The following is a 26,336-nucleotide window of genomic DNA, read 5'->3' as shown; positions in this document are numbered from 1 at the left end:
CCGCGCAACCGCTGCGCCTCCCCCTGTGCCCCGGCCTGCCTCAGCGGGCGTGATCCAGCAGCGCGTCATTGCGTTTCTTCAGCCCCGGGATACTGACCTGCAACTGGTGCTTCACCCAATTGCTGAAGGCCTGCACGGCGGGGCGTTCGGCTTTCAGCGGGTCGGCCACCAGGTAATAGCCGCGGTGGGAGTCGATGCTGGTTTCGAAGGGGCGCACCAGCAGGCCACGGGCCAGGGCGTCGCCGCTGAGCAGGTTGTCGCCGATGGCCACGCCCTGGGCGGCGATGCAGGCCGACTGCGCGCAGTGGGCATCGGAGAAGACGATGCCGGTGGAGGCGTCGATGTTCGAGGCGCCCGCCGTGGCCAGCCAAACCCGCCAGTCGGTGTGATCGTTCATGTGCAGCAAGGGCAGGGCACCCAGCTCCTGGGGGCTCTTGAGCCCGCCCTGGGCGTTGATCAGGCGTGGGCTGCACACCGGGAAGAAGCGCAGCGCGACGATCTGCTCCACCCACTGGTCCGGCCAGTCGCCGATGCCGTAGGCGATGAACAGGTCGGCACTGGTGTTGCTGGTGTCGTCTGGCGCCCGGGGCGAGATCACCTGCAACTGCACCTGGGGGTATTGGCGGTGGAAGGCGCCGATGTGGTGGCACAGCCAGTAGGTGGCGAAGCCCGGGTTGCAGCTCACGCAGAGCCGGCCGGAGACCTGCTGCTCGTCGAGCCCCAGGGCCGCCTCCTGAAGCGTGGAGAGCGCCCGGTGCACTTCCCGGGCGTAGCGCACGCCCTGGTAGGTGAGGCCGATGCCGCGGCCGATGCGCTCGGTCAGGGCGAAGCCGAGGCTCTGCTCCAGGCTGCTGACCTGGTGGCTGATGGCGCTGCGGGTGAGGCTCAGCTCGCGGGCGGCGGCGGAGACGCTGCCCAGCCGGGCGATGGCGTCCAGCGCGCGGATGGCGGTCATCGAGGGGAAGCGCATGGGGTCTCCTTCCGGGAGCGTGGCCAGGGGTTTGAATGTTGAGCTGAATTGAACAATACGGCAAAAACAATTCGATTGTTGTAGCGCGAGATTCACCAATACTGGGGGCCATTCCGCCGCGCCTTTTTGGCCCGGCTTGCCCTCCGGCCCTGCGTCGGGAGCCCATACCCATAACAAGAGGTGCTCGCATGACCAGTTGCGCCCAGGCGCTCGTCCAGTTGCTCGAAGGCTATGGCGTGGAGACCGTTTTCGGCATCCCCGGCGTGCACACGGTGGAGCTCTATCGCGGCCTCGACGGCAGTCGCCTGCGTCATATCAGCCCGCGCCACGAACAGGGTGCCGGCTTCATGGCCGATGGTTACGCCCGTGCCAGCGGCAAGCCGGGGGTGTGCTTCATCATCACCGGCCCGGGCATGACCAACATCCTCACCGCCATGGGCCAGGCTTATGCCGACTCGGTGCCGATGCTGGTGATCTCCACCACCAGCCGCCGCGAGCACCAGCGCCTGGGCCACGGCTTCCTCCACGAGCTGCCGGACCAGCGCGCCATGGTCGCCGGCGTCTGCGCCTTCAGCCACACCCTGCAGCGCCCTGCGGAGCTGCCGGAAGTGCTGGCCCGGGCCTTTGCCCTGTTCCGCTGCGCCCGGCCCCGCCCGGTGCATATCGAAATCCCCCTGGATGTGCTGGAGCTGCCCGCCGACGGCCTCGACCTGCGCCCCCGCGCGTTACCCCAGGCCGCCGCCCCGGCGCCCGCTGCCGTGGCCGAAGCCGCTGCCCTGCTGCAGCAGGCACGCAAGCCGCTGATCCTCGCCGGCGGTGGCGCGCGCGGTGCCGGTGAGGCCCTGCGCACCCTGGCGGAGCGCCTGCAGGCGCCGGTGGCGCTGACCACCAATGCCCGTGGTCTGCTGGCGCCGACCCACCCGCTGCTGCTCGATGGCGTGCAGTCATCCGCCCATGGCCGTGCCCTGTTCGCCGAGGCCGACGTGGTGCTGGCGGTGGGCACCGAACTGGGTGAGACCGACTACGACTTCTTCGGCCTCGGGCCCTTCTCGCTCGCTGTGCCGGTGATCCGCCTGGACATCGACCCGCTGCAGATCCTCGGTGTGCAGCGGGCCGAAGTCGGCCTGCTGGGGGATGCCGCTCTCGGTCTGCACGCGTTGCTGGAGGCGCTGCCCGAAACCCTGCGCGACAGCGACTGGGCCCTTGCCGGCGTGCGCCGGGTGAATGCCGCCGAACGGGAGGGCTGGAGCCCCCGGCAGCGGGCCATGCAAGCGCTGCTCGATACCCTGCGTGACAGCCTGCCGGCACCGGTGCTGGTGGGGGACTCCACCCAGCCGGTGTACCAGGGCGCCCTGGGTTACCGCGCCCCGGCTCCCGGCAGCTGGTTCAACGCCGGCACCGGCTACGGCACCCTCGGCTACGCCCTGCCGGCGGCCATCGGCGCCAAGCTGGCGCTGCCCGCGCGCCCGGTGCTGGCCCTGGCCGGTGACGGTGGCGTGCAGTTCTCCAGCGCCGAACTGATCGCCGCCCGCGAGGCGGGGATCGGGGTGCTGCTGGTGCTGTGGAACAACCACTGCTACGGCGAAATCCGCGACTACATGGTGGCCCGCGAGGTGCCGCCCCTGGGCGTCGACATCCTCGCCCCGGACTTCCCCGCCCTGGCCCGGGCCTGCCACGTGCAGCACCACGCGGTGCGCAGCCTGGATGGCCTGCGCGAGTTGCTCGGCAGCCTGGCCGACACCCGCGAACCGCACCTGATCGAGCTCGACGCCGCCGACTTCCTGCCGGCCTGAGCCCGTCGCCCTGACAACGAGGATTCCGCACATGCCCCACAAGCAGTTCGCCCTGGATTGGGTCGAGCGCCACGGCCAGCAGCTGTCCGACTGGCACCAGGTGATCTGGCATTTCGCCGAGCCGGCCTTCCGTGAGTACAAGTCCTGCGCCTGGTACGTCGAGAAGCTGCGCGAGGAAGGCTTCACCGTGGAAGAGGGCAGCGGCGGCATGCCCACCGCCTTCTGCGCCACCTTCAGCAACGGCGAGGGCCCGCTGCTGGCGACCTACGCCGAGTACGACGCGGTGCCGGGCAACTGCCAGGCCGCCACCACCCGGCAGATGCCCAGGGACGGCCTGTCGCGCTTCGCCCCCGGCCACACCGACCCCCATTCGGCGCTGGGCATCAGCGCCCTGGGTGGGGTCCTGGCGGCCAAGGCGGCGATGCTGGCGTTCGGCATCCAGGGCACCCTCCGCTTCTTCGGCGAGCCGGCGGAAAAGCTGCGCGCCTCCAAGCCGGTGCACGCCGCCAAGGGCTATTACGACGACCTCGATGCGGCCATCAGCTTCCACCCCACCTACATGCTGCCGCTGAACAACACCACCACCTGGGACACCCACTGCGGCATCGCCTACGCCTACATCTACAGCTTCACCTGCGCTGACCCGCAGAACTGGATCGCCGCCGACAGCTACAGCCCGATCCCGCAGAACCACCTGGCCGCGCGGGCGCCGGGCGCCAACGACGCGCTGGTGCACTTCTACACCCTGAACGAGAGCCTGCGCCGCTCGACCCTGCCGTTCACCGGCCTGTGGAGCTACAACGAGGCGATCCTCACCGCCGGCCAGGCCACCGCCGACAACCTGCCGCCGCACCTGGCGCAGATCCAGTACCTGCTGCGCTGCGATTCCATCGAGCAGGCCGAGACCGTCGCCAAGGTGATGGACAACAACGCCGCCGCTGCCGCGCTGGCCACCGGCTGCCAGTGGAAGAAGACCTGGGTGTGCAAGTCCCGTGGCGGCCTGGCCAACCACGTGCTGGCCCAGGCCACCTACGACAACCTCGCCGCCATCGGCGCGCCGCGCTGGGGCGAGGAGGCCATAGCCGTCGGCCGCGAGATCCAGGCCAACCTGGGCCTGGAGCCCATGGACCGGCCCTTCCTCCCGGCCACCGAGGAACTGATCGAGCCCCAGGAATGCGAGCGCCAGCTGCGCCTGCAGATGCCGGCCTGGCAGAAGTACCTGACCTCGGACGACTACCCCGAATACACCTGGCATTGCCCCACCGTGCGCCTGCTGGTGGCCCGGCCAATGCTCTCGGCCCCTGCGGGCTACGTCTACCCGGACTGGGTCGCCAATGCCCTGGGTGGCATCCGCGAAACCATCGACCCGATGGTCCAGGTGGCCGCCAGCACCATCGCCGCGACCCTGGTCGACCTGTTCACCCGGCCCGAGCTGCTGGCGGCGGCCAAGGCCGAGTTCGAGCAGCGCACCGGCGGCGGCATCGGTGGCGAGCAGTGGCAGGCGCCGCTGCTGCCGAAGGACTTCCAGGCACCCCATCGCTTCCGCTGGCCGGAGTACATCCGCACGGTGCGGGGCGAAGAGTGGTGGATTCCCGCACGGGACGACGAATGATGGGGAGCAACGAGATGAACCCGATACCTGCCGCCGCCGTGGCGACGACTTCACCCGTGGTCGCCATCGACGACCTGCACAAGAGCTACGCCGAGCACCATGTGCTCAAGGGCATTTCCCTGGAGGCCCGCGAGGGCGACGTGGTGTCGCTGATCGGCGCCAGCGGCTCGGGCAAGAGCACCCTGCTGCGCTGCATCAACCTGCTGGAGATCCCGGATGCCGGCAGCCTGCACATCAACGGCGAGAAGGTGGCGCTCAAGCGTGACCGCGCCGGCCACGGCCGCATCGGCGACCCGCGCCAGGTGGAGCGCCTGCGCACCCGCCTGAGCATGGTGTTCCAGAACTTCAACCTGTGGCCGCACCGCACGGTGCTGGAGAACGTCATCGAGGCGCCGGTGCATGTGCTCGGCGAAAAGCGCCAGGACGCCATCGGCCACGCCGAGCAACTGCTGGAGCGGGTCGGCCTGGCGGAGAAGCGCGATGTCTACCCGGCCTTCCTCTCCGGCGGCCAGCAGCAACGCGTGGCCATCGCCCGGGCGCTGGCGGTACGGCCGCAGGTGCTGCTCTTCGACGAGCCGACCTCGGCCCTTGACCCCGAGCTGGTGGGCGATGTGCTGCGGGTGATCCGCGGCATCGCCGAGGAGGGCCGGACCATGATCCTGGTCACCCACGAGATGGCCTTCGCCCGGGACGTTTCGAGCCAGGTGGTGTTCCTCCACCAGGGCCGCATCGAGGAACAGGGCCCGCCTTCCCAGGTGCTGCTGGACCCGCGCAGCGAGCGCTGCCGGCAGTTCGTGATGGCCCAGGACAACCGCTGAACCCTTAGCCAATACAAAAACCACAACGAGGGACCCACCATGAAAAAAAGCCTTCTCGCCCTGCTCCAGGCCGCCTTGCTGGCCAGCGTCGCCAGCGCCGCCGTGGCCCAGGAAAAGATCGTCTTCGGCATCGCCCTGGAGCCCTACCCACCCTTCTCCTTCAAGAGCGGCAAGGGTGAGTGGAGTGGCTTCGAGCCGGAGCTGATCCGGGCCGTGTGCGAACGCCTGCAGGCGCAGTGCCCACTCAACGAGATGGCCTGGGACGGCCTCATCCCCGCGCTCAAGGCGCAGCAGGTGGATGTGGTGCTGAACTCGCTGTCGATCACCCCCGAGCGGCGCCAGGTGGTGGACTTCAGCGAGCCCTATTTCTTCACGCCCGCCCTCTGGGTCGCCGACAGCAGCCTGGACGTGCAGCCCACCCCCGAAGGCCTGAAGGGCCTGATCATCGGCGTGCAGGGCTCGACCAACCACTCCGCCTACGCCAAGCAGTACTTCGGCAAGGACTCCACCGTGCGCTACTACAACGACCAGGACGACATCCTCGCCGACCTGCGCAGCGGTCGCATCGACATCATGCTCGCCGACCAGTTGGCCGTGGAGCCGCTGCTCGACCTGCCGGACAATTCGATGCTCGCCAGCAAGGGCGTGGCACCCCATGACCCGCTGTTCGGCGAGGGCGTGGGCGCTGCGGTGCGCAAGGGCAACGACGCCCTGCGCGAGCGCCTGAACCAGGCCCTGCAGGCGCTGCGCGACGACGGCACCTACGACGCCATTCGCGGGCGCTACTTCAAGGCCGACATCTCGGCCCGGCAGTGATGCGCACTCGGTCCTTTTCCTCGCAGGTGCATTCATGACCGCTATCGAAATCCAACGGCTGCTGTTCGCCGATGGCTGGCTGCAGGCCCTGGCCCAGGGTGCGGTGAAGACCCTGGGCATCTCGGTCGGGGCCTTCGTGCTCGGCCTGTCCCTGGGCCTGGTCGTCGCCCTGGTCAAGCTCTGGGGGCCGCGCTGGCTGGTGATCTGGGCCAACTGCTACACCACGCTGTACCGCGCGGTGCCCGAGCTGCTGCTGATCCTGCTGCTGTACTACGCCGGCTCCGACCTGCTCAACCTGCTGATGGCCTCCATGGGCCAGCCGCCGGTGGAGGTCAATGGCTTCCTCGCCGCCATCGTGGTGCTGGGCATCGTCCAGGGCGCCTATTCGGCGGAGATCATCCGTGGCGCCATCGAGGCCATCCCCGTGGGCCAGATCGAGGCCGGGCGGGCCTACGGCATGAAGCCCTTCATGGTGCTGCGGCGGGTGCTGGTGCCGAGCATGCTGCCCCACGTGGTCGCCGGCCTGTCCAACCTGTGGCTGGTGCTGGTCAAGGACAGCGCGCTGATCAGCGTGGTGGGTTATAGCGAGCTGCTGGGCGCCGGTCGCCAGGCTGCCGCGTCGACCAAGCACTACCTGATGTTCTACCTGGCGGTGGCGGCCTTCTACTACCTCATTACGCTGGTCTCCAGCCTGGTGTTCCGGCGCTTCGAGGCTCGCTTCGAACGCTGGATGCCGCGGCTCGCCTAGGAGGGCTCATGGACTTCACCTGGTTGAATGGCTTTACCGGTGAGCTGACGCGCGGCGCGGTGCTGACCCTGCAGTTGCTGCTGATCTCGGCCTTCTTCGGCTTCCTGCTGGCGATGGCCGTGGCCCTGGCACGGCTGTCGCGCAACCCGCTGCTGTCGGGTGGCGCGCGCTTCTACACCAGCGTGCTGCGGGGCACGCCGCTGCTGGTGCAGATCTACATCCTCTACTACGGCGTCGGCAGCGTCTTCGCCACTTTCCCGCTGATCCGCCACAGCCTGCTCTGGCCCTACCTGCGCGAAGGCTTCTGGTATGTCGCCTTCGCCCTGACCCTGAGCGTCGGCGCCTATGTCGGCGAGGTGTTGCGCGGCGGCCTGCGCGCGGTGCCCCGGGGCGAGCTGGAGGCGGCGCGGGCCTATGGCATGCGCCCCTGGCAGGTGCTGCGCCGGGTGTGGATGCCCCGCGCGCTGCAGATGCTGCGCCCGACCCTGGCTGGCGAGAGCGTGATGTTGCTCAAGTCCACCGCCCTGGCCTCCACCGTGGCGGTCACCGACCTGCTCGGCGCGGCCAACCTGGTGCGCTCGCAGACCTTGCGCGTCTACGAGCCGCTGCTGGTGGTGGCGGTGGTCTACATCGTCCTGGCCTTCCTTATCGAACAGGGCTTCGCGCGCGTCGGCAGGACGCCGCAGCGCCAGGCCTGAACCCCTTTGCACGCCGGCGCGAGCCGGCGAGGAGCACTGCATGAACTACTCATCCCTGGTCCAGCGCATCAGTGGCGAAACCGTCAGCGCCTGGGATATCCACTACGCCGCCTGCGAAGCCCAGGAGCGGGGCGAGGACGCCATCGTGCTGAGCATCGGCGACCCGGACTTCGCCACCGCCGAGCCGATCTGCGCCGCCGCCGTCGAGGCCCTGGGCCAGGGCGACACCCACTACAGCGCGGTGATCGGCCGCACGCCGCTGCGCGAGGCCATCGCCGCCAAGCAACGCACGCTGCTGGGCATCCCCGTGGAAGTGGACAATGTCGCCGTGGTCGCCGGGGCGCAGAACGGCCTCTATGCCACCGCCATGTGCCTGTTCGAGGGCGGTGACGAGGTGCTGGTGCCGGAACCGATGTACCTGACCTACGCCGCCAGCATCCAGGCATCCGGCGCGCGCCTGGTGAGCATCGCGCAGCCGGCGGAGGGGGACTTCCGCCTTACCGTCGAGGCGCTGGAGGCGGTGCTTACCGAACGCACCCGGGGCATCGCCCTGGCGACGCCGAACAACCCCACCGGCAACGTCTACACCCTGGAGGAGCTGGAGGCAGTGGCGGAGGTCGCCCGGCGCCATGATCTCTGGGTGCTGTCCGACGAGGTCTACGGCCAGCTCACCTACGACCGCCCGCACCGCAGCATCGCCACCCTGGAGGGCATGGCCGAGCGCACCGTGGTGCTCAACAGCCTGTCGAAATCCCACGCCATGACCGGCTGGCGCGTGGGCTGGGTGGTGGCCCCGAGCGAGCTGATCGGCCACCTCGACAACCTGATGCTGTGCATGATCTACGGCCTGCCGGGCTTCATCCAGGCCGCCGCGCTGAAGGCCCTGGAGCTGGACGAGGAGATCGTCGGCGCGGCCCGCACGCTGTATCGCCGCCGCCGCGACCTGGTGGCCAGCGCGCTGGCCGATGTGCCGCTGCTGCACTGCAAGGTGCCGGAGGCCGGCATGTTCATGCTGGTGGACGTGCGCGGCACCGGCCTCTCGGGGATGGACTTCGCCTGGCAGCTGTTCCGCGAGACCGGGGTCTCGGTGCTCGACGCCGAAGCCTTCGGCGCCAGCTGCCGGGGCTTCGTGCGGCTCTCGTTCACCGTCTCCGATGCCGAGCTGGAAGAGGCCTGCCGACGCATCGCCGGCTTCATCGAGCGCCTGCAACGCCAGCGCTGACCCACCGCAACCCCTGACCGAACCAGGCTCACGGCGCATTTCTGCGCCGGGCCTGGCCACGCCCGAAAATCACAAGGTGCCGCCATGACTGACGCCGACAACTTCACCTCGACCCATTCGGCCACTGGCCATTTTGCCGACCTGATCCTCGATAACGGTCGCATCTGCACCATGGACCCGGCGCAGCCCTGGGCCGAGGCGGTGGCCATCCGCGATGGCCGCCTGCTCGCCGTGGGCAGCCGCGCCGCCGTGCAGGCCTACAAGGGACCGGCCACCCGCGTGCATGACCTCGGCGGCGCGTTCTGCATGCCCGGCCTGCACGACATGCACACCCACCCGGACCTGGCCCTGGCGCCGCGCTACAGCGATGACCTGGACGTCGGCATCGAAGACCCGACGCCCGCGCAACTGGAGGCGGCGATCCATGCCTACGCCGATTCCCACCCCGGTGATGGCTGGATCCACGGCCAGTACTGGGTGCGCTACACCTTCCGCGAGGCGGGGCTGGTGCCCGGGCGGGCCTGGCTCGACCAGGTAATGCCGGACCGCCCGGTGGCGCTGCTGGACCGCATGTGGGGCACCATGATGGTCAACTCCAAGGCCTTGCAGCTGGCCGGCATCGATCGCCACACCCCCGACCCGCGCAATGGCTACCTGGAGCGCGATGAGCTCACCGGTGAACCCACCGGCCTGATGATCGATGGCGCCTACGCGATGATCCACGCCGCCATGCCGCCGACCCCGGTGGCGGTGCTGCGCCGGGCCTACCGCGATGGCGTGCATTTCCAGAGCACGCGGGGGGTGACGGCGAGCAAGTACGTGCACGTCTGCGAGCATCGCCTGCAGGCGCTGAAGGAGCTGGATGACGCCGGTGAGCTGACGGTGCGCATCGAGGCGGCGATCAGCTGGCAGGACGATATCTTCCCGGTGCGTCGGCGTTGGGAGCTGCTCAGCGGCGAGCGTCACTACTACCGCAGCGCCCGCCTCAGCGCCAACGCGGTGAAGTTCCACTTCGACGGCACCGTGGAGCCGCGCTCGTCCTTCCTGCTCACGCCCTGGCCCAACGAAGCGGACTGGCGCGGCAAGCTCAACCTCACCCCCGAGCACATCACCGACATGCTGGTGGACATGGACAGCCGGGGCATCCGCGTCATCGCCCACTGCACCGGCGATGGTGCCTCCGATGTGTTCCTCGATGCGGTGGCCGAGGCGCGCCGACGCAACGGTTTCAGTGGCGTGCGCCACCAGTGCGCCCACAGCACGCTGCTGCACCCCGGCAACCTCAAGCGCTTCCAGGATCTGCAGGTGATCGCCGAGTTCTCGCCCGCCGCCTGGTACCCGACGCCCTTCGCCACCGGCGCCCGTTCGGGCTATGGGCAGGAGCGCCTCAAGCGCATCTACGACTTCAAGGGCGTGCTGGAGGCGGGCGGCACGGCGGTGTTCGGCACCGATTGGCCGGTGGCGTCCATCGACCCCTGGCTGGCGCTGGAAACCATGGTCACCCGGCAGAACCCCTGGAACGACGACCCGGCGTGCTTCGGCGAGCCGATCACCCTGCAGCAGGCGCTGCGCGTGGCCACCCGCAACGGTGCCATCGCCATGGGCCTGGAGGGCAGCACCGGCAGCCTGGAAGCGGGCAAGGCGGCGGACCTGATCGTGCTCGACCGCGACCTGTTCGCCCAGCCGCCACGCAACTACATCCACCGCACCCGGGTGCAGCTGACCTTCGTCGAGGGGCAGTTGGTCTACGACCGCGAGGAGGCGCTGGCCGGGCTTGGCCTGAAGGCGGTCTGGAGCGGCGAGCCGCCGGTGATCGAGGCGCAGCAATGATGGACGAGCGCATCGCGGTCACGGTGGTGGCGGGCTTTCTCGGTGCCGGCAAGACCACCTTGCTCAATCGCATGGTGCAGCGCGCGGGGGATAGCCGGCTGGCGGTGATCGTCAACGACTTCGGTGCGCTGAACATCGATGCGGCGCTGGTGGCCGAGGTCACCGATGCGGTGTACAGCCTGCAGAACGGTTGCATCTGCTGCACGGTGCAGGAGGACCTGCTGGCCCAGCTCGCCAGCCTGGCGCGGTTGCAGCCGCGCCTGCAGCGCATCGTCATCGAGTGCAGCGGCGTCTCCGACCCGCAGCGCATCGTGCAGACCCTGGCTTATCCACAGCTGCGCAGCCTGCTGCGGCTGGACCTGGTGATCACTCTGGTGGACGCCACCCGGCACCTGGAGCTGGACGGCGAATACGCGCGGCTGGCCCGCGCCCAGGTGGCGGCGGCCGACGTGCTGCTGCTGAACAAGACCGACCTGGTGGGCGCGGACGCACTGGAGCGCCTGCGCGAGGCGCTGCCGGCGCGGGCGTTGCTGCACGTCGGGGTGCAGGCCGATCTGCCGGATGCGCTGTGGCTGGACGCTGGCGCGCCGAACCGTACGCCCGGCGCACTGACGCCGGTGGCGACGGCGGACCATGGGCAGTTGTTCGAATCCTGGGTCTGGGAAGACGAGGGGCGCTTGGATGCCCAGTGCCTGAAGGCCTGGCTGGCCGACCTGCCGGACGCGCTGTTCCGCCTCAAGGGCTGGGTGCGCCTGGGGGCTGGCGAGGGGCCGCTGTGGCTGCAGCAGGTGGGCCGGCGCAGCCAGTTCAGCCCGGTGAGCGGGACGGTGGACGACGGCATGCGCCTGGTGTTCATCGCCCGGCGTGGGTTCGCCGGGCGCGAGGCGCTGGAGAGCGGCTTGCGCGCCTGCCTGCGCTAACGGGATCAGTGGCCGTCGCGGAACTCGGCCCAGACCTGGTCACGGGTGGCACCGAGCTTGTCGGGCAGGGATTCCAGGGCGAACAGGCGGCGCTTGGTTTCCTTGTCCGGGTAGAGGCCGGGCTGGTCACGCAGGCCGGCGGCGAGGAATTCGCGGGCGTCGGCATTGCCGTTGGGGTAGAGGGTTTCAGTGGTGATCTGCGCGGCGACCTTGGGCTGCATCATGAAGTCGATGAAGCGGTGGGCGAGGTCGGCGCGGTTGGCGCTGGTGGGGATGGCGAGGTTGTCGATGAACAGCACCGAGCCCTCGTCGGGCACCACGAAGCGCACCGGCTGGCCGGCGGCCGCAGCGTTGAGGGCGTCGCCGACCCAGGCCATGGCGACGCACAGCTGGCCCTTGTTGAGGTCTTCGATGTAGCGCTCGCTGTCGATGTAGCGCAGGTTCGGGCGCAGGCCGGTGAGCAGTTCGGCGGAGCGCTTGAGGCGGCTGGGGGCGGTGCGGGCGAGGGTGCGGCCCTGGTAGGTCATGAGAATGGACAGGGCTTCGTCCGGGGCGTCGAGCACGCTCATGCCGCAGCTGGCCAGGCGCTTGCTCTGCTCCGGCTCGAAAAGCACGCTCCAGCTCGGCGGCAGCGGCCCGCCATAGGCCTTCTCGGCCTGGGGCGTGTTCACCGCGAGGCCCACGGCGCCCCAGAGGTAGGGCACGGCGTGCTGGTTGTTGGGGTCGACGGCGGCGAGCTTGCTCAGCAGCTGTTTGTCCAGGTGCTGGCGGTTGGGCAGGCGGCTGAAGTCCAGGGCCTGCAGGCGCCCGGCCTTGATCAGTTCGGGGAGGTTGTTGTGGGAGGGCACGACGATGTCGATGGCCTCGCCGCTTGCCATGATCTTCTGCAGCTCTTCAGCGCTGGAGAAGGTGTGGTAGTCCACGCGGATGCCGGTCTGCTGCTCGAAGTCCTTGAGCACCTGGGGGGCGATGTAGTCGTTCCAGTTGTAGACGCGGATGGTGTCTTCAGCGCTGGCCAGGGTCGGCAGCAGCGCGAACAGCAGCGGTGCGAGGAAGCGGGGCATGGAGTCCTCCCTGATGGTTGACGCCGCATTATTGCGGCGCAAATGTTTCAGCAGGTTGATGCATGTCAGCGGCTGGGCCTCTCTGGATCGGGCCTTTGCGCGGTTCTCACAGCGCCCTTCCGAGATCTCGGGTGGGAGGAAGGGGTGAATCGCAGACAAAAAAACGCCGGCCCTGGGGCCGGCGTCTTTCGACTCGCTTACACGGTATGCAGATACCAGTTGTATTCGAGGTCGGAGATGGAGTGTTCGAATTCCTCCAGCTCGCTTTCCTTGCACGCGACGAAGATGTCGATGTAATCCGGGCTGATGTACTTGGCCAGGATTTCGCTGTCGTCCAACTCGCGCAGGGCATCGCGCAGGTTGTTCGGCAGGCTCTGCTCCAACTGCTCGTACGAGTTGCCTTCGATGGGGGCGCCGGGTTCGATCTGGTTGGTCAGGCCGTGGTGCACGCCCGCCAGGATCGACGCCATCATCAGGTACGGGTTGGCATCGGCACCGGCTACGCGGTGTTCGATACGCACCGCATCCGCACTGCCGGTGGGCACGCGCAGGGCGACGGTACGGTTGTCCAGACCCCAGCTCGGTGCGTTCGGCACGTAGAACTGCGCGCCGAAGCGGCGGTAGGAGTTCACGTTCGGGCAGAGGAAGGCCATGGAAGCGGGTAGGGTCTCGAGCACACCGCCGAGCGCATGGCGCAATGCGGCGTTCTGCTCGGGATCCTCGCTGGCAAAGATGTTCTTGCCATGCTTGTCCAGCAGCGAGATATGGACGTGCAGACCGTTGCCGGCCTGACCCGGGTAGGGCTTGGCCATGAAGGTGGTGTCCATCTCGTGGTCATACGCGATGTTCTTCACCAGGCGCTTGAGCAGCACGGCGTAGTCGCAGGCCTTGATCGGGTCCGCCACGTGGTGGAGGTTCACCTCGAACTGGGCCGGAGCGCTTTCCTTGACGATGGCGTCGGCCGGGATGCCCTGGACCTTGGCGCCTTCGAGGATGTCCTGCAGGCAGTCGGCGTATTCGTCGAGGTCATCGATGAGGTACACCTGGGTGGACTGCGGACGCTTGCCGGAGATGGGGGAGCGCGGCGGCTGCGGACGGCCGTTCACGTTCTCCTGGTCGATCAGGTAGAACTCGAGCTCGAATGCAGCGCAGATGGTCAGACCGAGTGCGTCGAACTTCGCGACGACCTGGCGCAGGACTTCACGCGGGTCGGCGAAGAAGGGCTCGCCTTCCATTTCGTGCATGGTCATCAGCAGTTGCGCGGTGGGGCGCTTCTGCCAGGGCTCGTCGCACAGGGTGCCGGGGATCGGGTAGCAGATGCGGTCGGCGTCGCCGATATCCAGGCCGAGGCCGGTGCTCTCAACGGTGGAACCGTTGATATCGAGGGCAAATAAGGAAGCGGGGAGGTTGATGCCTTTTTCGTAAACTTTGTGGAGGCTGGCGCGTTCGATTCGCTTGCCTCGTACTACTCCATTCATATCTGCGATCAGGAGGTCGACGAACTGGACCTCAGGATGTTCCTTAAGGAACTCGTTCGCTTCTTGAAGCTGAACGGCACGCGGGGGTACCGACATGATGCAACACCTTTCTTGTTAAAAATATCAATCACACGTTCGCTGGGGTGTGAGTCAATCCGAAACCCCTAACGATGTCAATAGCGCCCCATTTTGCCCTAAAACAGGGCCATATGGCCAATTTTGGGGCGTTTAGAGGGCTTGGAACCCCTCTCGGGACCATGGGCGGCGGGGCGCTCAGCGAGGTGTGTTCGATTTTTTACAGCCCTATTGTGTAAAAAAATGAACAACGCTAAGCTCGGTCGCAACCCATAACAGCAATAAAACGGGTGTCTCATGTCTCGCCTGCCGTTCATCGGCGTCACCGCCTGCACCAAGCAGATCGGTCTGCATCCCTACCATATAGCGGGTGACAAGTACCTTCGTGCGGTAGCCCTTGGCGCCGGCGGGGTTCCGCTGATTATTCCGGCTCTCGGCGAGCTCCTCGACACGACATCCCTTCTGGCCAGTCTAGACGGCTTGCTGTTCACCGGTTCACCTTCCAACGTCGAACCCCATCTTTATTCAGGCCCGGCCAGCGAGCCCGGCACCCTCCACGACCCGCAGCGCGATGGCACCACGCTTGCGCTGATGCGCGCCGCCGTGGCCGCCGGTGTGCCCGTGCTCGGCATCTGCCGGGGCTTCCAGGAAATGAACGTGGCCTTCGGCGGCACCCTCCACCAGAAGGTGCATGCGGTCGTAGGCCTCATGGATCACCGCGAGCCGGCCGATGAGCCGCTCGAGGTGCAGTATGCACCCCGCCACCCCGTGCAGATCCAGCCGGGTGGCATCCTCGCGGGCATCGGCTTGCCGGCGGAGATTCTCGTAAATTCCATTCATGGCCAGGGCGTTGAACGTCTGGCGCCGGGCCTTCACGTAGAAGCGCTGGCGCCTGACGGGTTGGTCGAATCCTGCTCGGTCGTCGGCGCGAAGAGTTTCGCGCTCGGAGTACAGTGGCACCCCGAGTGGCAGGTTCGTTCCAATCCCGATTATCTCGCCATCTTCCAGGCCTTTGGTGAGGCTTGCAGGAAGAGGGCGGGGCAACGCTGAGCTCAGCTATACCAGTTGCAGCTCTCACACCCTGAGGTCTTTATGACTACCAAGTTGGACCAGCTCACAAGCTGGTTGAAAGAACGCAAAATCACCGAAGTTGAATGCTTGATCAGCGATCTTACCGGCATTGCCCGGGGCAAGATTTCGCCGACCAACAAGTTCCTCGACGAAAAGGGCATGCGCCTCCCCGAGAGTGTGCTGCTGCAGACCGTCACCGGCGACTATGTCGAGGACGACGTTTATTACGAGCTGCTGGACCCTGCCGACATCGACATGGTCTGCCGCCCGGACGAGAACGCCGTGTTCCTCGTGCCCTGGGCGCTGGAACCCACCGCGATGGTGATCCACGACACCTTCGACAAGATGGGCAACCCCATCGAGCTGTCGCCGCGCAACATCCTCAAGAAAGTGCTCAAGCTCTACGCCGACAAGGGCTGGCGCCCGATCGTCGCGCCGGAGATGGAGTTCTACCTGACCAAGCGCAGCGACGACCCCGACTACCCGCTGCAGGCGCCGATCGGTCGTTCCGGCCGTCCGGAAACCGGCCGCCAGTCCTTCTCCATCGACGCGGCGAACGAATTCGACCCGCTGTTCGAGGACATGTACGACTGGTGCGAAGCCCAGGACCTGGACCTGGACACCCTCATCCACGAGGAAGGCCCGGCGCAGATGGAGATCAACTTCCGTCACGGCGAAGCCCTGTCCCTGGCCGACCAGATCACCGTGTTCAAGCGCACCATGCGCGAGGCCGCGCTGAAACATAACGTCGCCGCCACCTTTATGGCCAAGCCGATCACCGACCAGCCGGGCAGTGCCATGCACCTGCACCAGAGCGTGGTGGACATCAAGACCGGCAAGAACATCTTCTCCAATGAAGATGGCTCCATGAGCGAGCTGTTCCTGCACCACATCGGTGGCCTGCAGAAGTTCATCCCCGAGCTGCTGCCGCTGTTCGCCCCGAACGTGAACTCCTTCCGCCGCTTCCTGCCCGACACCTCGGCGCCGGTGAACGTGGAATGGGGCGAGGAGAACCGCACCGTGGGCCTGCGCGTCCCGGATGCCACCCCGCAGAACCGCCGCGTGGAGAACCGACTGGCCGGTGCCGATGCCAACCCCTACCTGGCGATCGCCGCCAGCCTGCTGTGCGGCTATATAGGCATGGTCGAGCAGATCAAGCCGAGCGCACAGGTGAAGGGCCGTGGTTACGAGCGTCGCAACCTGCGTCTGCCGCTGACCCTCGAAGACGCCCTCGAGCGCCTGGAGAACTGCAAGCCCCTGGAGAAATTCCTGGGTGCCAAGTTCATCAGCGCCTACGTCGCGGTGAAACGCGCCGAGCACGAGAACTTCAAGCGGGTCATCAGCTCCTGGGAGCGTGAATTCCTGCTGCTTTCCGTCTGATCCAAACGGCGTGCCGCGTTCGTGGCGCGGCACGCCAACCCAGATTTGCATAGAGGTGTAGATAATGAAGAGCCCAGTGACCAACCCCCAGACCCTTGAGTGGCAGGCACTCAGTCGCGACCACCACCTGCCGCCGTTCACCGACTATCAGGCGTTGAATGCCAAGGGCGCGCGGATCATCACCAAAGCCGACGGCGTCTACATCTGGGACAGCGAGGGCAACAAGATCCTCGATGCCATGGCCGGCCTGTGGTGCGTCAACGTCGGCTACGGCCGCGAGGAACTGGTGCAGGCGGCCACCCGCCAGATGCGCGAGCTGCCCTTCTACAACCTGTTCTTCCAGACCGCCCACCCGCCCGTCATCGAACTGGCCAAGGCCATTTCCGAGCTGGCGCCCGAGGGCATGAACCACGTGTTCTTCACCGGTTCCGGTTCCGAAGCCAACGACACCGTGCTGCGCATGGTCCGCCACTACTGGGCGACCAAGGGCCAGCCGAAGAAGAAAGTGGTCATCGGCCGCTGGAACGGCTACCACGGCTCCACCGTCGCCGGCGTCAGCCTCGGCGGCATGAAGGCGCTGCACGAGCAGGGCGACCTGCCGATCCCGGGGATCACCCACATCGCCCAGCCCTACTGGTTCGGCGAGGGTGGCGACATGGCCCCCGAGGAGTTCGGCGTCTGGGCCGCCGAGCAGCTGGAGAAGAAGATTCTCGAAGTCGGCGAAGAGAACGTCGCCGCCTTCATCGCCGAGCCCATCCAGGGCGCGGGCGGCGTGATCGTGCCGCCGGAAACCTACTGGCCGAAGATCCGCGAGATCCTCGCCCGCTACGACATCCTGTTCATCGCCGACGAAGTCATCTGCGGCTTCGGCCGTACCGGCGAGTGGTTCGGCAGCCAGTACTACGGCAACGCCCCGGACCTGATGCCCATCGCCAAGGGCCTGACCTCCGGCTACATCCCCATGGGCGGCGTGATCGTCCGTGACGAGGTGGTCGAGGTGCTCAACCAGGGCGGCGAGTTCTACCACGGCTTCACCTACTCCGGTCACCCGGTTGCCGCTGCGGTGGCGCTGGAAAACATCCGCATCCTCCGCGAAGAGAAGATCGTCGAGAAAGTGAAGGCGGAAACGGCACCGTATTTGCAACAACGCTGGCAGGAGCTGGCTGACCATCCCCTGGTTGGCGAAGCGCGTGGGGTCGGCATGGTTGGCGCCCTGGAACTGGTCAAGAACAAGAAGACCCGTGAGCGTTTCACCGATCTGGGCGTGGGCATGCAGTGCCGCGAGCACTGCTTCCGTAATGGCCTGATCATGCGTGCGGTCGGGGACACTATGATTGTGTCGCCGCCGCTGGTGATCAGTAAGGACGAGATCGACGAACTGGTGACCAAGGCCCGCAAATGCCTCGATCTCACCGCGAGTGCAGTTCTGGGTTGAGCAATTGGGCGAGTTTGCAAACAATCGCATCCCGCGAGCTGTTGTAAGCGCGCCCCTGACCTTGCCAGACTGCGCCAGTGCGTTGGCCAGGCTCACCGGGCGGTGGCGACGCCGCTCGGACACTTAAACAACAAATGGAGCTACCCGCATGTTCAAAACCTTCGGCAAGACCTTGCTCGCCATGACGCTCGCTGGCGCTGTGGCTGGTGTGGCGCAGGCAGAAGACAAGGTGCTGCACGTCTATAACTGGTCTGACTACATCGCCCCGGAAACCGTCGAGAAGTTCACCAAGGAAACCGGGATCAAGGTCGTCTACGACGTCTTCGACTCCAACGAGACCCTGGAAGCCAAGCTGCTGGCCGGCAAGTCCGGTTACGACATCGTGGTGCCGTCCAACAACTTCCTGGCCAAGCAGATCAAGGCCAAGGTCTATCAGCCGCTGGACAAGTCCAAGCTGCCGAACTGGAAGAACCTGGACCCGAACCTGCTGAAGACCGTCGAAGTGTCCGACCCGGGCAACCAGTACGCCTTCCCCTACATGTGGGGCTCCATCGGCATCGGCTACAACGTCGACAAGGTCAAGGCCGTGCTCGGCGACAAGGCCCCGGTGGATTCCTGGGACCTGCTGTTCAAGCCCGAGAACATCGAGAAGCTGAAATCCTGCGGTGTTTCCTTCCTCGACTCGCCGACCGAAATCCTGCCGATCGCCCTGCACTACCTGGGCTACAGCCCGGTCAGCCAGGACCCCAAGCAGCTCAAGGAAGCCGAGGCGCTGTTCCTCAAGATCCGTCCGCACGTGACCTACTTCCACTCCTCCAAGTACATCTCCGACCTGGCCAACGGCAACCTCTGCGTGGCCGTGGGCTACTCGGGTGACGTGTACCAGGCCAAGTCCCGTGCCGACGAGGCCAAGGCTGGCGTGAAGGTCGCCTACAACATTCCGAAGGAAGGTGCCGGCACCTTCTTCGACATGGTCGCGATCCCCGCCGACGCCGCCAACCCGGACGCCGCCTACGCCTTCATGAACTTCCTGATGAAGCCGGAGGTGATGGCCGAGATCACCAACTTCGTGCAGTTCCCGAACGGTAACGCCGCCGCCACCCCGCTGGTGGACGAGGCGATCCGCACCGACCCGGGCATCTACCCGAGCAAGGAGACCATGGCCAAGCTCTACGCCTTCCCGGACCTGCCGGCCAAGGTGCAGCGCGTAATGACCCGTACCTGGACCACCATCAAGTCGGGCAAGTAAGCCGCCACCCACCCTCCGGCGCTCGCCGGAGGGTGAACCACCCCAAGAGGACCTCCTCATGCGCAATCGCCCCTGGCTGTACGGGTTGCTGGCCAGTTTCTTCGTCGTGTCCATGACACAGGCGCAGGAGCGTGTCGTGCACGTGTACAACTGGTCCGATTACATCGCACCGGACACCCTGGAGAACTTCCAGAAGGAAACCGGGATCAAGGTGGTCTACGACGTCTTCGACTCCAACGAAACCCTCGATGGCAAGCTCGCCACCGGGCAATCCGGCTACGACGTGGTGGTCCCCACCAACCACTTCCTGGCCAAGCAGATCAAGGCCGGCACCTACCAGAAGCTGGACAAGTCCAAGCTGCCGAACCTCTCCCACCTGGACCCTGCCGTGCTGAAGAACCTCGCGGGCGGCGATCCGGGCAACGAATACTCCGTGCCCTACATGTGGGGCACCAACGGCATCGGCCTCAACGCCACCAAGGTGCGCGCCATCCTCGGTGCCGATGCCAAGCTCGACTCCTGGTCGCTGCTGTTCGACCCCGAGGTGGTCAAGCAGCTCACCCCGTGCGGCGTCGCCCTGATCGATTCCGGCGATGAAGTCATGCCGCAGATGGTCAACTACCTCGGCGGCTCGCCCCACACCCACGAGCGCGCCGACTACGACAAGGCCACCGCCCAGCTGCTCAAGGTGCGCCCGTACATCACCTACTTCCACTCCTCCAAGTCCATCGGTGACCTGGCCAACGGCGACATCTGCATCGCCTTCGGCTACTCCGGCGACATGCTCCAGGCCGCCAGCCGCGCCGAAGAGGCCGGGCGCAAGGACGAGATCATCTACGTCATCCCCAAGGAAGGCACCGCCATGTGGGCGGACATGCTGGCCATCCCCCGGGACGCCAAGCACGTGGAAGAGGCGCATATCTTCATCAACTACCTGATGCGCCCGGATGTGATCGCCAAGATCAGCGACTACGTTTCCTATGCCAATGCCAACAAGGATGCGACCGCGCTGGTGGATGCCAGCGTGCGCGAGAACCCCGGCGTCTACCCCTCGCCGGAAGTGATGGCCAAGCTCTATGTGGCCCGGGAGCGCCCGCGCGATGTCCAGCGCTGGCTGACCCGTGACTGGACCCGGATAAAAAGCGGTCGTTGAAGCGACAACCCGATAAGAAACTCCGCAGCGCGCCCCGGTGCGCCAGCGGCCCGGCATATCAAGAGGATTAAAGTGTGCGAGTTTCCTTCTGCAAAACCCTGATCACCGCCGCCGTGCTGACCCTGGCTTCACAGGCCCACGCCGAGCAGACGGTGCACATCTACAACTGGTCCGACTACATCGGCGAGACCACCCTGGCGGACTTCCAGAAAGAGACCGGCATCAAGCCCGTCTATGACGTCTTCGACTCCAACGAAACCCTCGAAGGCAAGCTCCTGGCCGGTCGCACCGGGTATGACGTGGTGGTCCCCTCCAACCACTTCCTCGGCAAGCAGATCAAGGCCGGCGCCTTCCAGAAACTGGACCGCAGCCAGCTGAAGAACTGGGACAACCTCGACCCCGCGCTGCTCAAGCGCCTGGAAGCCAACGACCCCGGCAACCAGTACTCCGTCCCCTACCTCTGGGGCACCAACGGCATCGGCTACAACGCCGAGAAGGTCAAGGCCGTGCTCGGCGTCGACAAGATCGACTCCTGGTCGGTGATCTTCGAACCCGAGAACATCAAGAAGCTCAGCCAGTGCGGCGTGGCCTTCCTCGACTCGGCCGACGAAATGATTCCGGCCATGCTCAATTACCTGGGCCTGAACCCCAACAGCAAGAACCCGGACGACTACAAGAAAGCCGAGGCCAAGCTGATGGAGGTACGCCCCTACATCACCTATTTCCACTCCTCCAAGTACATCGGTGACCTGGCCAACGGCGATATCTGCGTCGCGGCGGGCTTCTCCGGTGACATCTTCCAGGCCGCCGCGCGCGCCGAGGAAGCCGGCAAGGGCGTCGAGATCGCCTATGCGATCCCGAAAGAGGGCGGCAACCTCTGGTTCGACATGGTCGCCGTGCCGGCCGATGCCGCCAACGTCAAGGAAGCCCACGCCTTCATCGACTACCTGCTGCGCCCCGAAGTCATCGCCAAGGTCAGCGACTACGTGGGCTACGCCAACCCGAACACCAAGTCGGGCGAATTCATGAATCAGGAAGTGCGTGACGACGCGTCCGTGTACCCGCCACAAGCGGTGCTGGACAAGCTGTACGTCTCGGAGGAACTGCCTCCGAAGGTGCAACGGCTGATGACCCGTAGCTGGACCAAGGTCAAGTCGGGCAAATGATCGGGGGCGGGCCGCGCGGCTTGGGGTTGCGCGGCCCCGCACCAGAGCGGGCGACGAGCGGGTCAGGACGCGCGTCTCGCGCCTAACGAGCGATACTCAACGCAACCGGCCATAATGGTCGGCTAGCAAGAATTGGGAGTGTGGTAATGGCAATAGCCTCCGGTGCCTACAAGAAAGCCCTCGAGGGCAACCAGCAACCCAAAGAGGTGCTGGTCAAGATCGACCGGGTGACCAAGCAGTTCGACGAGACCCTTGCGGTGGACGACGTTTCGCTGACCATCAACAAGGGCGAGATCTTCGCCCTGCTGGGTGGTTCCGGCTCGGGCAAGTCGACCCTGCTGCGCATGCTGGCGGGTTTCGAGCGTCCGACTGAAGGTCGCATCTTCCTCGACGGCGTCGATATCACCGACATGCCGCCCTACGAGCGGCCGATCAACATGATGTTCCAGTCCTATGCGCTCTTCCCGCATATGACTGTTGCGCAGAACATCGCCTTCGGACTCAAACAAGATCGTCTCTCCAGCACCGAGATCGATGAGCGTGTCACCGAGATGCTCAAGCTGGTGCAGATGACCCAGTACGCCAAGCGCAAGCCGCACCAGCTCTCCGGTGGCCAGCGTCAGCGCGTGGCCCTGGCCCGTTCGCTGGCCAAGCGGCCCAAGCTGCTGCTGCTCGACGAGCCCATGGGCGCCCTGGACAAGAAGCTGCGTTCGCAGATGCAGCTGGAACTGGTGGAGATCATCGAGCGCGTCGGCGTGACCTGCGTCATGGTGACCCACGACCAGGAAGAGGCCATGACCATGGCCCAGCGCATCGCCATCATGCACCTGGGCTGCATCGAGCAGATCGGCAGCCCGGTGGACATCTACGAGACCCCCATCAGCCGCCTGGTGTGCGAGTTCATCGGCAACGTCAACCTGTTCGACGGCGAAGTGGTGGAAGACCTCGAGGCCCACGCCCTGATCGCCTGCCCCGAGCTGGAGCGTCCGATCTACGTCGGCCACGGCGTCACCACCTCGGTGCAGGACAAGCGCATCACCTACGCCCTGCGCCCCGAGAAGCTGCTGGTCACCACCGAGCAGCCCACCTGCGAGTACAACTGGTCGCGCGGCAAGATCCACGACATCGCCTACCTGGGCGGTCACTCGGTGTTCTACGTCAAGCTGCCCGGCGGCTCCATCGTCCAGTCCTTCGTCGCCAACGCCGAGCGTCGCGGCGCGCGTCCGACCTGGGACGATGAAGTCTTCGTATGGTGGGAGGACGACAGCGGGGTGGTGCTGCGCTCATGAAAATATCCAGCATAAAGAAGCGCCTGCCCACGGGCCGGCACGCGGTGATCGGGATTCCCTTCGTCTGGCTGTTCCTGTTCTTCCTGCTGCCCTTCGCCATCGTGCTGAAGATCAGCTTCGCGGAAGCGGACGTGGCGATCCCGCCCTACACCGAGATCTACACCTGGGCCGACAACCAGCTGCAGATCGTCCTCAACCTCGGCAACTACTTTATGCTGAGCGAGGACGAACTCTACCTGGCCGCCTACCTGGGCTCCCTGAAGATGGCCTTCTTCAGCACCCTGCTGTGCCTCCTGATCGGCTACCCGATGGCCTACGCCATCGCCCGTGCCGGCAAGGAAGCCCAGACCGTGCTGCTGCTGCTGATCATGATGCCGACCTGGACCGCCATCCTCATCCGCGTCTACGCCTGGATGGGCATCCTCAGCAACAACGGCCTGCTCAACAGCTTCCTGATGGGCATCGGCCTGATCAGCGAGCCGCTGCAGATCCTCAACACCAACACCGCGGTCTACATCGGCGTGGTCTATTCCTACCTGCCGTTCATGATCCTGCCGCTGTTCGCCAACCTGGTGAAGCACGACCAGAGCCTGCTAGAAGCCGCATCGGACCTCGGTTCGAGCAACTTCAACAGCTTCTGGAAGATCACCGTGCCGCTGTCCAAGAACGGCATCATCGCCGGCAGCATGCTGGTGTTCATCCCGGTGGTGGGCGAGTTCGTCATCCCCGAACTGCTCGGCGGCCCGGAGACCCTGATGATCGGCAAGGTGCTGTGGCAGGAGTTCTTCAACAACCGCGACTGGCCGGTGGCGTCCGCGCTGGCAGTGGTGATGCTGGCGATCCTCATCGTCCCGATCATCCTGTTCAACCGTAACCAAGCCAAGGAACTGGAGGGCAAGGTATGAAGCGCTTCAGTTTCTCCAACGTGATGCTCTGGGTCGGCCTGCTGTTCATCTACCTGCCGATGCTCATCCTGGTCATCTACTCGTTCAACGCCTCCAAGCTGGTAACGGTCTGGGGCGGCTGGTCGGTGAAGTGGTACGTCGGCCTGCTGGACAACTCCCAGCTGATGAACTCGGTGATGCGCTCCCTGGAGATCGCCTGCTACACCGCCATCGCGGCGGTGGCGCTGGGCACCCTGGCGGCCTTCGTCCTGACCCGCATCCCGCGCTTCCGTGGCCGCACGCTGTTCGGCGGCCTGGTCACCGCGCCGCTGGTCATGCCCGAGGTCATCACCGGTCTGTCGCTGCTGCTGCTGTTCGTGGCCATGGCGCAACTGATCGGCTGGCCCCAGGAGCGTGGCATCGTCACCATCTGGATCGCCCACACCACCTTCTGCTCGGCCTACGTGGCCATCGTGGTATCGGCGCGCCTGCGTGAGCTGGACCTGTCCATCGAGGAGGCCGCCATGGACCTCGGGGCGCGTCCGTGGAAGGTGTTCATCCTGATCACCATCCCGATGATCGCGCCGTCGCTGGCGGCGGGCGGCATGATGTCCTTCGCCCTGTCCCTGGACGACCTGGTGCTGGCGAGCTTCGTTTCTGGCCCCGGTTCCACCACCCTGCCGATGGAAGTGTTCTCCGCCGTGCGCCTGGGGGTGAAACCGGAGATCAACGCCGTGGCCAGCCTGATCCTGCTGACCGTGTCGCTGTTCACCTTCTTCGCCTGGTACTTCAGCCGCCAGGCCGAAGAGCGCCGCAAGCGCGCCATCCAGGAGGCCATGGAATCCATGGCTGCCGAAGCCGCGTCCAGCAACAAGCGCGGTGGGGCCAGCCAACCGGCTTGAGCCTCGCGGTAACGGAAAAGGCCACCCTCGGGTGGCCTTTTCATTTCCGTTCGCAGCGCCAGCCGTAGCCCGGGCTTCAGCCCGGGAACCACCGGCACGGCCTAGACCGCCACCGCGACATCCTCCACGGCTTCCATCTCGGCCGCTCCACCCTGCAGGATCATCTGCGCGGCCTTCTCGCCGATCATGATGCACGGCGCATTGGTGTTGCCGCTGACCAGGGTCGGCATGATCGAGGCATCGGCCACGCGCAGGCCCCTCACGCCGCGCACCCGCAGCTGCGGGTCCACCACGCTCATGGCGTCCACGCCCATCTTGCAGGTGCCCACCGGGTGGAACACCGTGGCGGCGTGCTCATGGATGTACGCCAGCAACTGCTCGTCGCTCTGCACCTCGGCGCCGGGCAGCATCTCCTGGCCACGCAGGCCATCGAAGGCGGCACCGGCGAGGATGCGCCGCGCCAGGCGGATGCCCTCCACCAGCACCCGGGCGTCCTGGGGGTCGGCGAGGAAGTTGTAGTCGATCTCGATCTCCCCTCGCGCCTTCACCCGCAGCTCGCCGATGCTGCCGAGGCGCAGCACGCAGGTGTGCACCGCGTAGCCGTGGCCCCACTCGAACAGGCGGCCGCGGTGGCTGCGGTAGCCCGGCACGAAGTGGAACTGCACGTCCGGCAGCGCACCGGCCAGGGGCGTGCGGGCGAAGCCGCCGGCCTCCACGTAGTTGGTGGTCAGCCAGCCCTTCCGCTGCGCCAGGTACTTGAAGGGCGACAGCAGCACGCTGGGCAGCGAGCCCCAGGAGAAGCCCAGGGTCAGCGGGCTCGGCGAGCGCACGGTGACCAGGCCGTCGAGGTGGTCCTGCAGGTTCTTGCCGACGCCGGGCAGGTCGTGACGCACCTCGATGCCGGCGGCCTCCAGCTCCGCCCTGGGGCCGATGCCGGAAGCCAGGAGCACCTGCGGCGAGCCGATGGCGCCGGCGGCGAGTATCACCTCGCGCCCGCACTCCAGGCGTTGCTCCACGCCGTCACGTTCGATCAGCACGCCCTTGGCGGCGCCGTCTTCCAGCAGCAGCGACAGCACCTTGCAGCCGGTCAGCACCTGCAGGTTCGGCCGCTCGCGCACCGGCGCGACGAAGGCGCGGTAGCTGGACAGCCGCTGTGCCTCCTTCTGCGTCAGGTTGTAGATGCCGACGCCTTCCAGCTGGCCGCCGTTGAAGTCGTCGTTGCGTTTCAGGCCGATGGCTTCCGCCGCCTTGATGAACAGCGACGACAGCGGGTTGGGATCGCGGGCGCGGTCCACCAGCAGCTCGCCCCGGGTGCCGTGGTAGGCCAGGTCCTGGCCCAGGCGGTTGCCCTCAGATTTCCTGAACAGCGGCAGCACTTCGCGCCAGCTCCAGCCGTCGCAACCGAGTTCGGCCCAGCGGTCGTAGTCGGAGGCGTCGCCACGGATGTAGATCATCGAGTTCATCGAACTGGAGCCGCCCAGTGCCTTGCCCCGTGGGCAGTGCAGCTGGCGGCCGTTGAGGCGTGGCTGGGGCGCGGAGAAGAAGTTCCAGCTGAAGCGCCGGCTCTTGTACAGGGTGATGGTGCCGGCCGGCGTCTGCACGCGCGGGCTGGCGTCGCTGCCGCCGGCCTCGATCAGGCAGACGCGCACGCCGGGATCGGCGCTGAGGCGGTTGGCCAGGACGCAGCCGGCCGATCCGGCGCCGACCACCAGGTAGTCGTAACGCTGGGGGGATGGAGTCGAAGCGGGCATGGGGCCCTCCTT

22 protein-coding genes are annotated in these 26,336 nt (G+C 66.3%); 18 read left to right on the top strand and 4 right to left on the bottom strand.

Annotation, left to right across the window (positions count from 1 at the left end; translation table 11 throughout):
• Window positions 1-40 precede the first annotated feature (40 nt).
• The gene (locus RTW82_RS02065) at window positions 41-970 is read right to left on the bottom strand and encodes a LysR substrate-binding domain-containing protein (protein ID WP_021218231.1); all 930 of its coding nucleotides are present in this window, start codon (window positions 968-970) and stop codon (window positions 41-43) included.
• A gap of 188 nt (window positions 971-1,158) precedes the next feature.
• On the opposite strand from RTW82_RS02065, the gene RTW82_RS02060 reads away from it, so the two are divergent.
• The 9 genes from RTW82_RS02060 (at window position 1,159) to RTW82_RS02020 (ending at window position 11,427) form a co-directional block, all read left to right on the top strand.
• On the top strand, window positions 1,159-2,763 hold the full coding sequence (locus RTW82_RS02060) for a 5-guanidino-2-oxopentanoate decarboxylase (protein ID WP_316924109.1): 1,605 nt from the start codon (window positions 1,159-1,161) through the stop codon (window positions 2,761-2,763).
• 31 nt (window positions 2,764-2,794) lie between these two features.
• Window positions 2,795-4,375 carry an amidohydrolase gene (locus RTW82_RS02055; protein ID WP_316924108.1) on the top strand — a complete coding sequence of 527 codons (1,581 nt, stop codon included), beginning with the start codon at window positions 2,795-2,797 and terminating at the stop codon, window positions 4,373-4,375.
• A gap of 14 nt (window positions 4,376-4,389) precedes the next feature.
• On the top strand, window positions 4,390-5,193 hold the full coding sequence (locus RTW82_RS02050) for an ABC transporter ATP-binding protein (RefSeq protein ID WP_410478742.1): 804 nt from the start codon (window positions 4,390-4,392) through the stop codon (window positions 5,191-5,193).
• 39 nt (window positions 5,194-5,232) lie between these two features.
• Entirely contained in the window at window positions 5,233-6,009 is a 777-nt protein-coding gene (locus RTW82_RS02045; RefSeq protein ID WP_316924107.1) for a transporter substrate-binding domain-containing protein, read from the top strand.
• A gap of 34 nt (window positions 6,010-6,043) precedes the next feature.
• A complete protein-coding gene (locus RTW82_RS02040) occupies window positions 6,044-6,757 on the top strand; it encodes an ABC transporter permease (protein WP_021218236.1) in 714 nt (237 codons plus the stop codon).
• An 8-nt stretch (window positions 6,758-6,765) separates the two neighbouring features.
• Entirely contained in the window at window positions 6,766-7,455 is a 690-nt protein-coding gene (locus tag RTW82_RS02035) for an ABC transporter permease (protein ID WP_021218237.1), read from the top strand.
• A gap of 40 nt (window positions 7,456-7,495) precedes the next feature.
• Window positions 7,496-8,677, top strand: coding sequence for a pyridoxal phosphate-dependent aminotransferase (locus tag RTW82_RS02030; RefSeq protein ID WP_184488319.1), 1,182 nt, complete (start codon window positions 7,496-7,498; stop codon window positions 8,675-8,677).
• An 84-nt stretch (window positions 8,678-8,761) separates the two neighbouring features.
• Window positions 8,762-10,507 (top strand): amidohydrolase, encoded by a 1,746-nt coding sequence (locus tag RTW82_RS02025; RefSeq protein WP_316924106.1) that lies wholly within the window; start codon window positions 8,762-8,764, stop codon window positions 10,505-10,507.
• Window positions 10,504-11,427 carry a CobW family GTP-binding protein gene (locus tag RTW82_RS02020; protein WP_316924105.1) on the top strand — a complete coding sequence of 308 codons (924 nt, stop codon included), beginning with the start codon at window positions 10,504-10,506 and terminating at the stop codon, window positions 11,425-11,427. Before RTW82_RS02025 ends, RTW82_RS02020 begins: the two co-directional genes overlap by 4 nt.
• Window positions 11,428-11,432: 5 nt before the next feature.
• Here RTW82_RS02020 and RTW82_RS02015 read toward each other — a convergent pair whose 3' ends face one another.
• Both RTW82_RS02015 and RTW82_RS02010 read right to left on the bottom strand, forming a co-directional pair.
• The gene (locus RTW82_RS02015; RefSeq protein ID WP_021218241.1) at window positions 11,433-12,491 is read right to left on the bottom strand and encodes a polyamine ABC transporter substrate-binding protein; all 1,059 of its coding nucleotides are present in this window, start codon (window positions 12,489-12,491) and stop codon (window positions 11,433-11,435) included.
• 197 nt (window positions 12,492-12,688) lie between these two features.
• Entirely contained in the window at window positions 12,689-14,065 is a 1,377-nt protein-coding gene (locus RTW82_RS02010) for a glutamine synthetase family protein (RefSeq protein ID WP_316924104.1), read from the bottom strand.
• A 276-nt stretch (window positions 14,066-14,341) separates the two neighbouring features.
• Here RTW82_RS02010 and RTW82_RS02005 point away from each other — a divergent pair, with 276 nt between their 5' ends.
• The 9 genes from RTW82_RS02005 (at window position 14,342) to RTW82_RS01965 (ending at window position 24,573) form a co-directional block, all read left to right on the top strand.
• Window positions 14,342-15,094, top strand: coding sequence for a gamma-glutamyl-gamma-aminobutyrate hydrolase family protein (locus RTW82_RS02005; RefSeq protein ID WP_021218245.1), 753 nt, complete (start codon window positions 14,342-14,344; stop codon window positions 15,092-15,094).
• Window positions 15,095-15,136: 42 nt separating this feature from the next.
• On the top strand, window positions 15,137-16,495 hold the full coding sequence (locus RTW82_RS02000) for a glutamine synthetase family protein (protein ID WP_021218246.1): 1,359 nt from the start codon (window positions 15,137-15,139) through the stop codon (window positions 16,493-16,495).
• A 64-nt stretch (window positions 16,496-16,559) separates the two neighbouring features.
• Entirely contained in the window at window positions 16,560-17,930 is a 1,371-nt protein-coding gene (locus RTW82_RS01995; protein WP_316924103.1) for an aspartate aminotransferase family protein, read from the top strand.
• A gap of 148 nt (window positions 17,931-18,078) precedes the next feature.
• Complete coding sequence (locus tag RTW82_RS01990) at window positions 18,079-19,179, top strand: polyamine ABC transporter substrate-binding protein (protein WP_316924102.1); 1,101 nt, start codon at window positions 18,079-18,081, stop codon at window positions 19,177-19,179.
• 58 nt (window positions 19,180-19,237) lie between these two features.
• Entirely contained in the window at window positions 19,238-20,332 is a 1,095-nt protein-coding gene (locus RTW82_RS01985; protein WP_410478740.1) for a polyamine ABC transporter substrate-binding protein, read from the top strand.
• Window positions 20,333-20,406: 74 nt separating this feature from the next.
• Window positions 20,407-21,498, top strand: a complete 1,092-nt coding sequence (locus tag RTW82_RS01980) for a polyamine ABC transporter substrate-binding protein (RefSeq protein ID WP_316924101.1) — start codon at window positions 20,407-20,409, stop codon at window positions 21,496-21,498.
• 146 nt (window positions 21,499-21,644) lie between these two features.
• Entirely contained in the window at window positions 21,645-22,787 is a 1,143-nt protein-coding gene (gene potA, locus RTW82_RS01975) for a polyamine ABC transporter ATP-binding protein (protein WP_316924100.1), read from the top strand.
• 23 nt (window positions 22,788-22,810) lie between these two features.
• Window positions 22,811-23,692 (top strand): ABC transporter permease subunit, encoded by an 882-nt coding sequence (locus RTW82_RS01970; protein ID WP_316924338.1) that lies wholly within the window; start codon window positions 22,811-22,813, stop codon window positions 23,690-23,692.
• Window positions 23,689-24,573: an ABC transporter permease subunit gene (locus RTW82_RS01965; protein WP_021218253.1), complete on the top strand. Its 885-nt coding sequence runs from the start codon at window positions 23,689-23,691 to the stop codon at window positions 24,571-24,573. Before RTW82_RS01970 ends, RTW82_RS01965 begins: the two co-directional genes overlap by 4 nt.
• A gap of 101 nt (window positions 24,574-24,674) precedes the next feature.
• On the opposite strand, the gene RTW82_RS01960 is transcribed toward RTW82_RS01965, so the two are convergent.
• Complete coding sequence (locus RTW82_RS01960; protein ID WP_316924099.1) at window positions 24,675-26,324, bottom strand: GMC family oxidoreductase; 1,650 nt, start codon at window positions 26,322-26,324, stop codon at window positions 24,675-24,677.
• Window positions 26,325-26,336: the final 12 nt, after the last annotated feature.

The organism is Pseudomonas sp. zfem005 (assembly GCF_032621735.1).
In the GTDB taxonomy this organism is placed as follows: Bacteria; Pseudomonadota; Gammaproteobacteria; order Pseudomonadales; family Pseudomonadaceae; genus Metapseudomonas; species Metapseudomonas solani.
The sequence above is the reverse complement of the archived record's forward strand: the minus strand, read 5'-3'. Positions and strand labels throughout refer to the sequence as shown.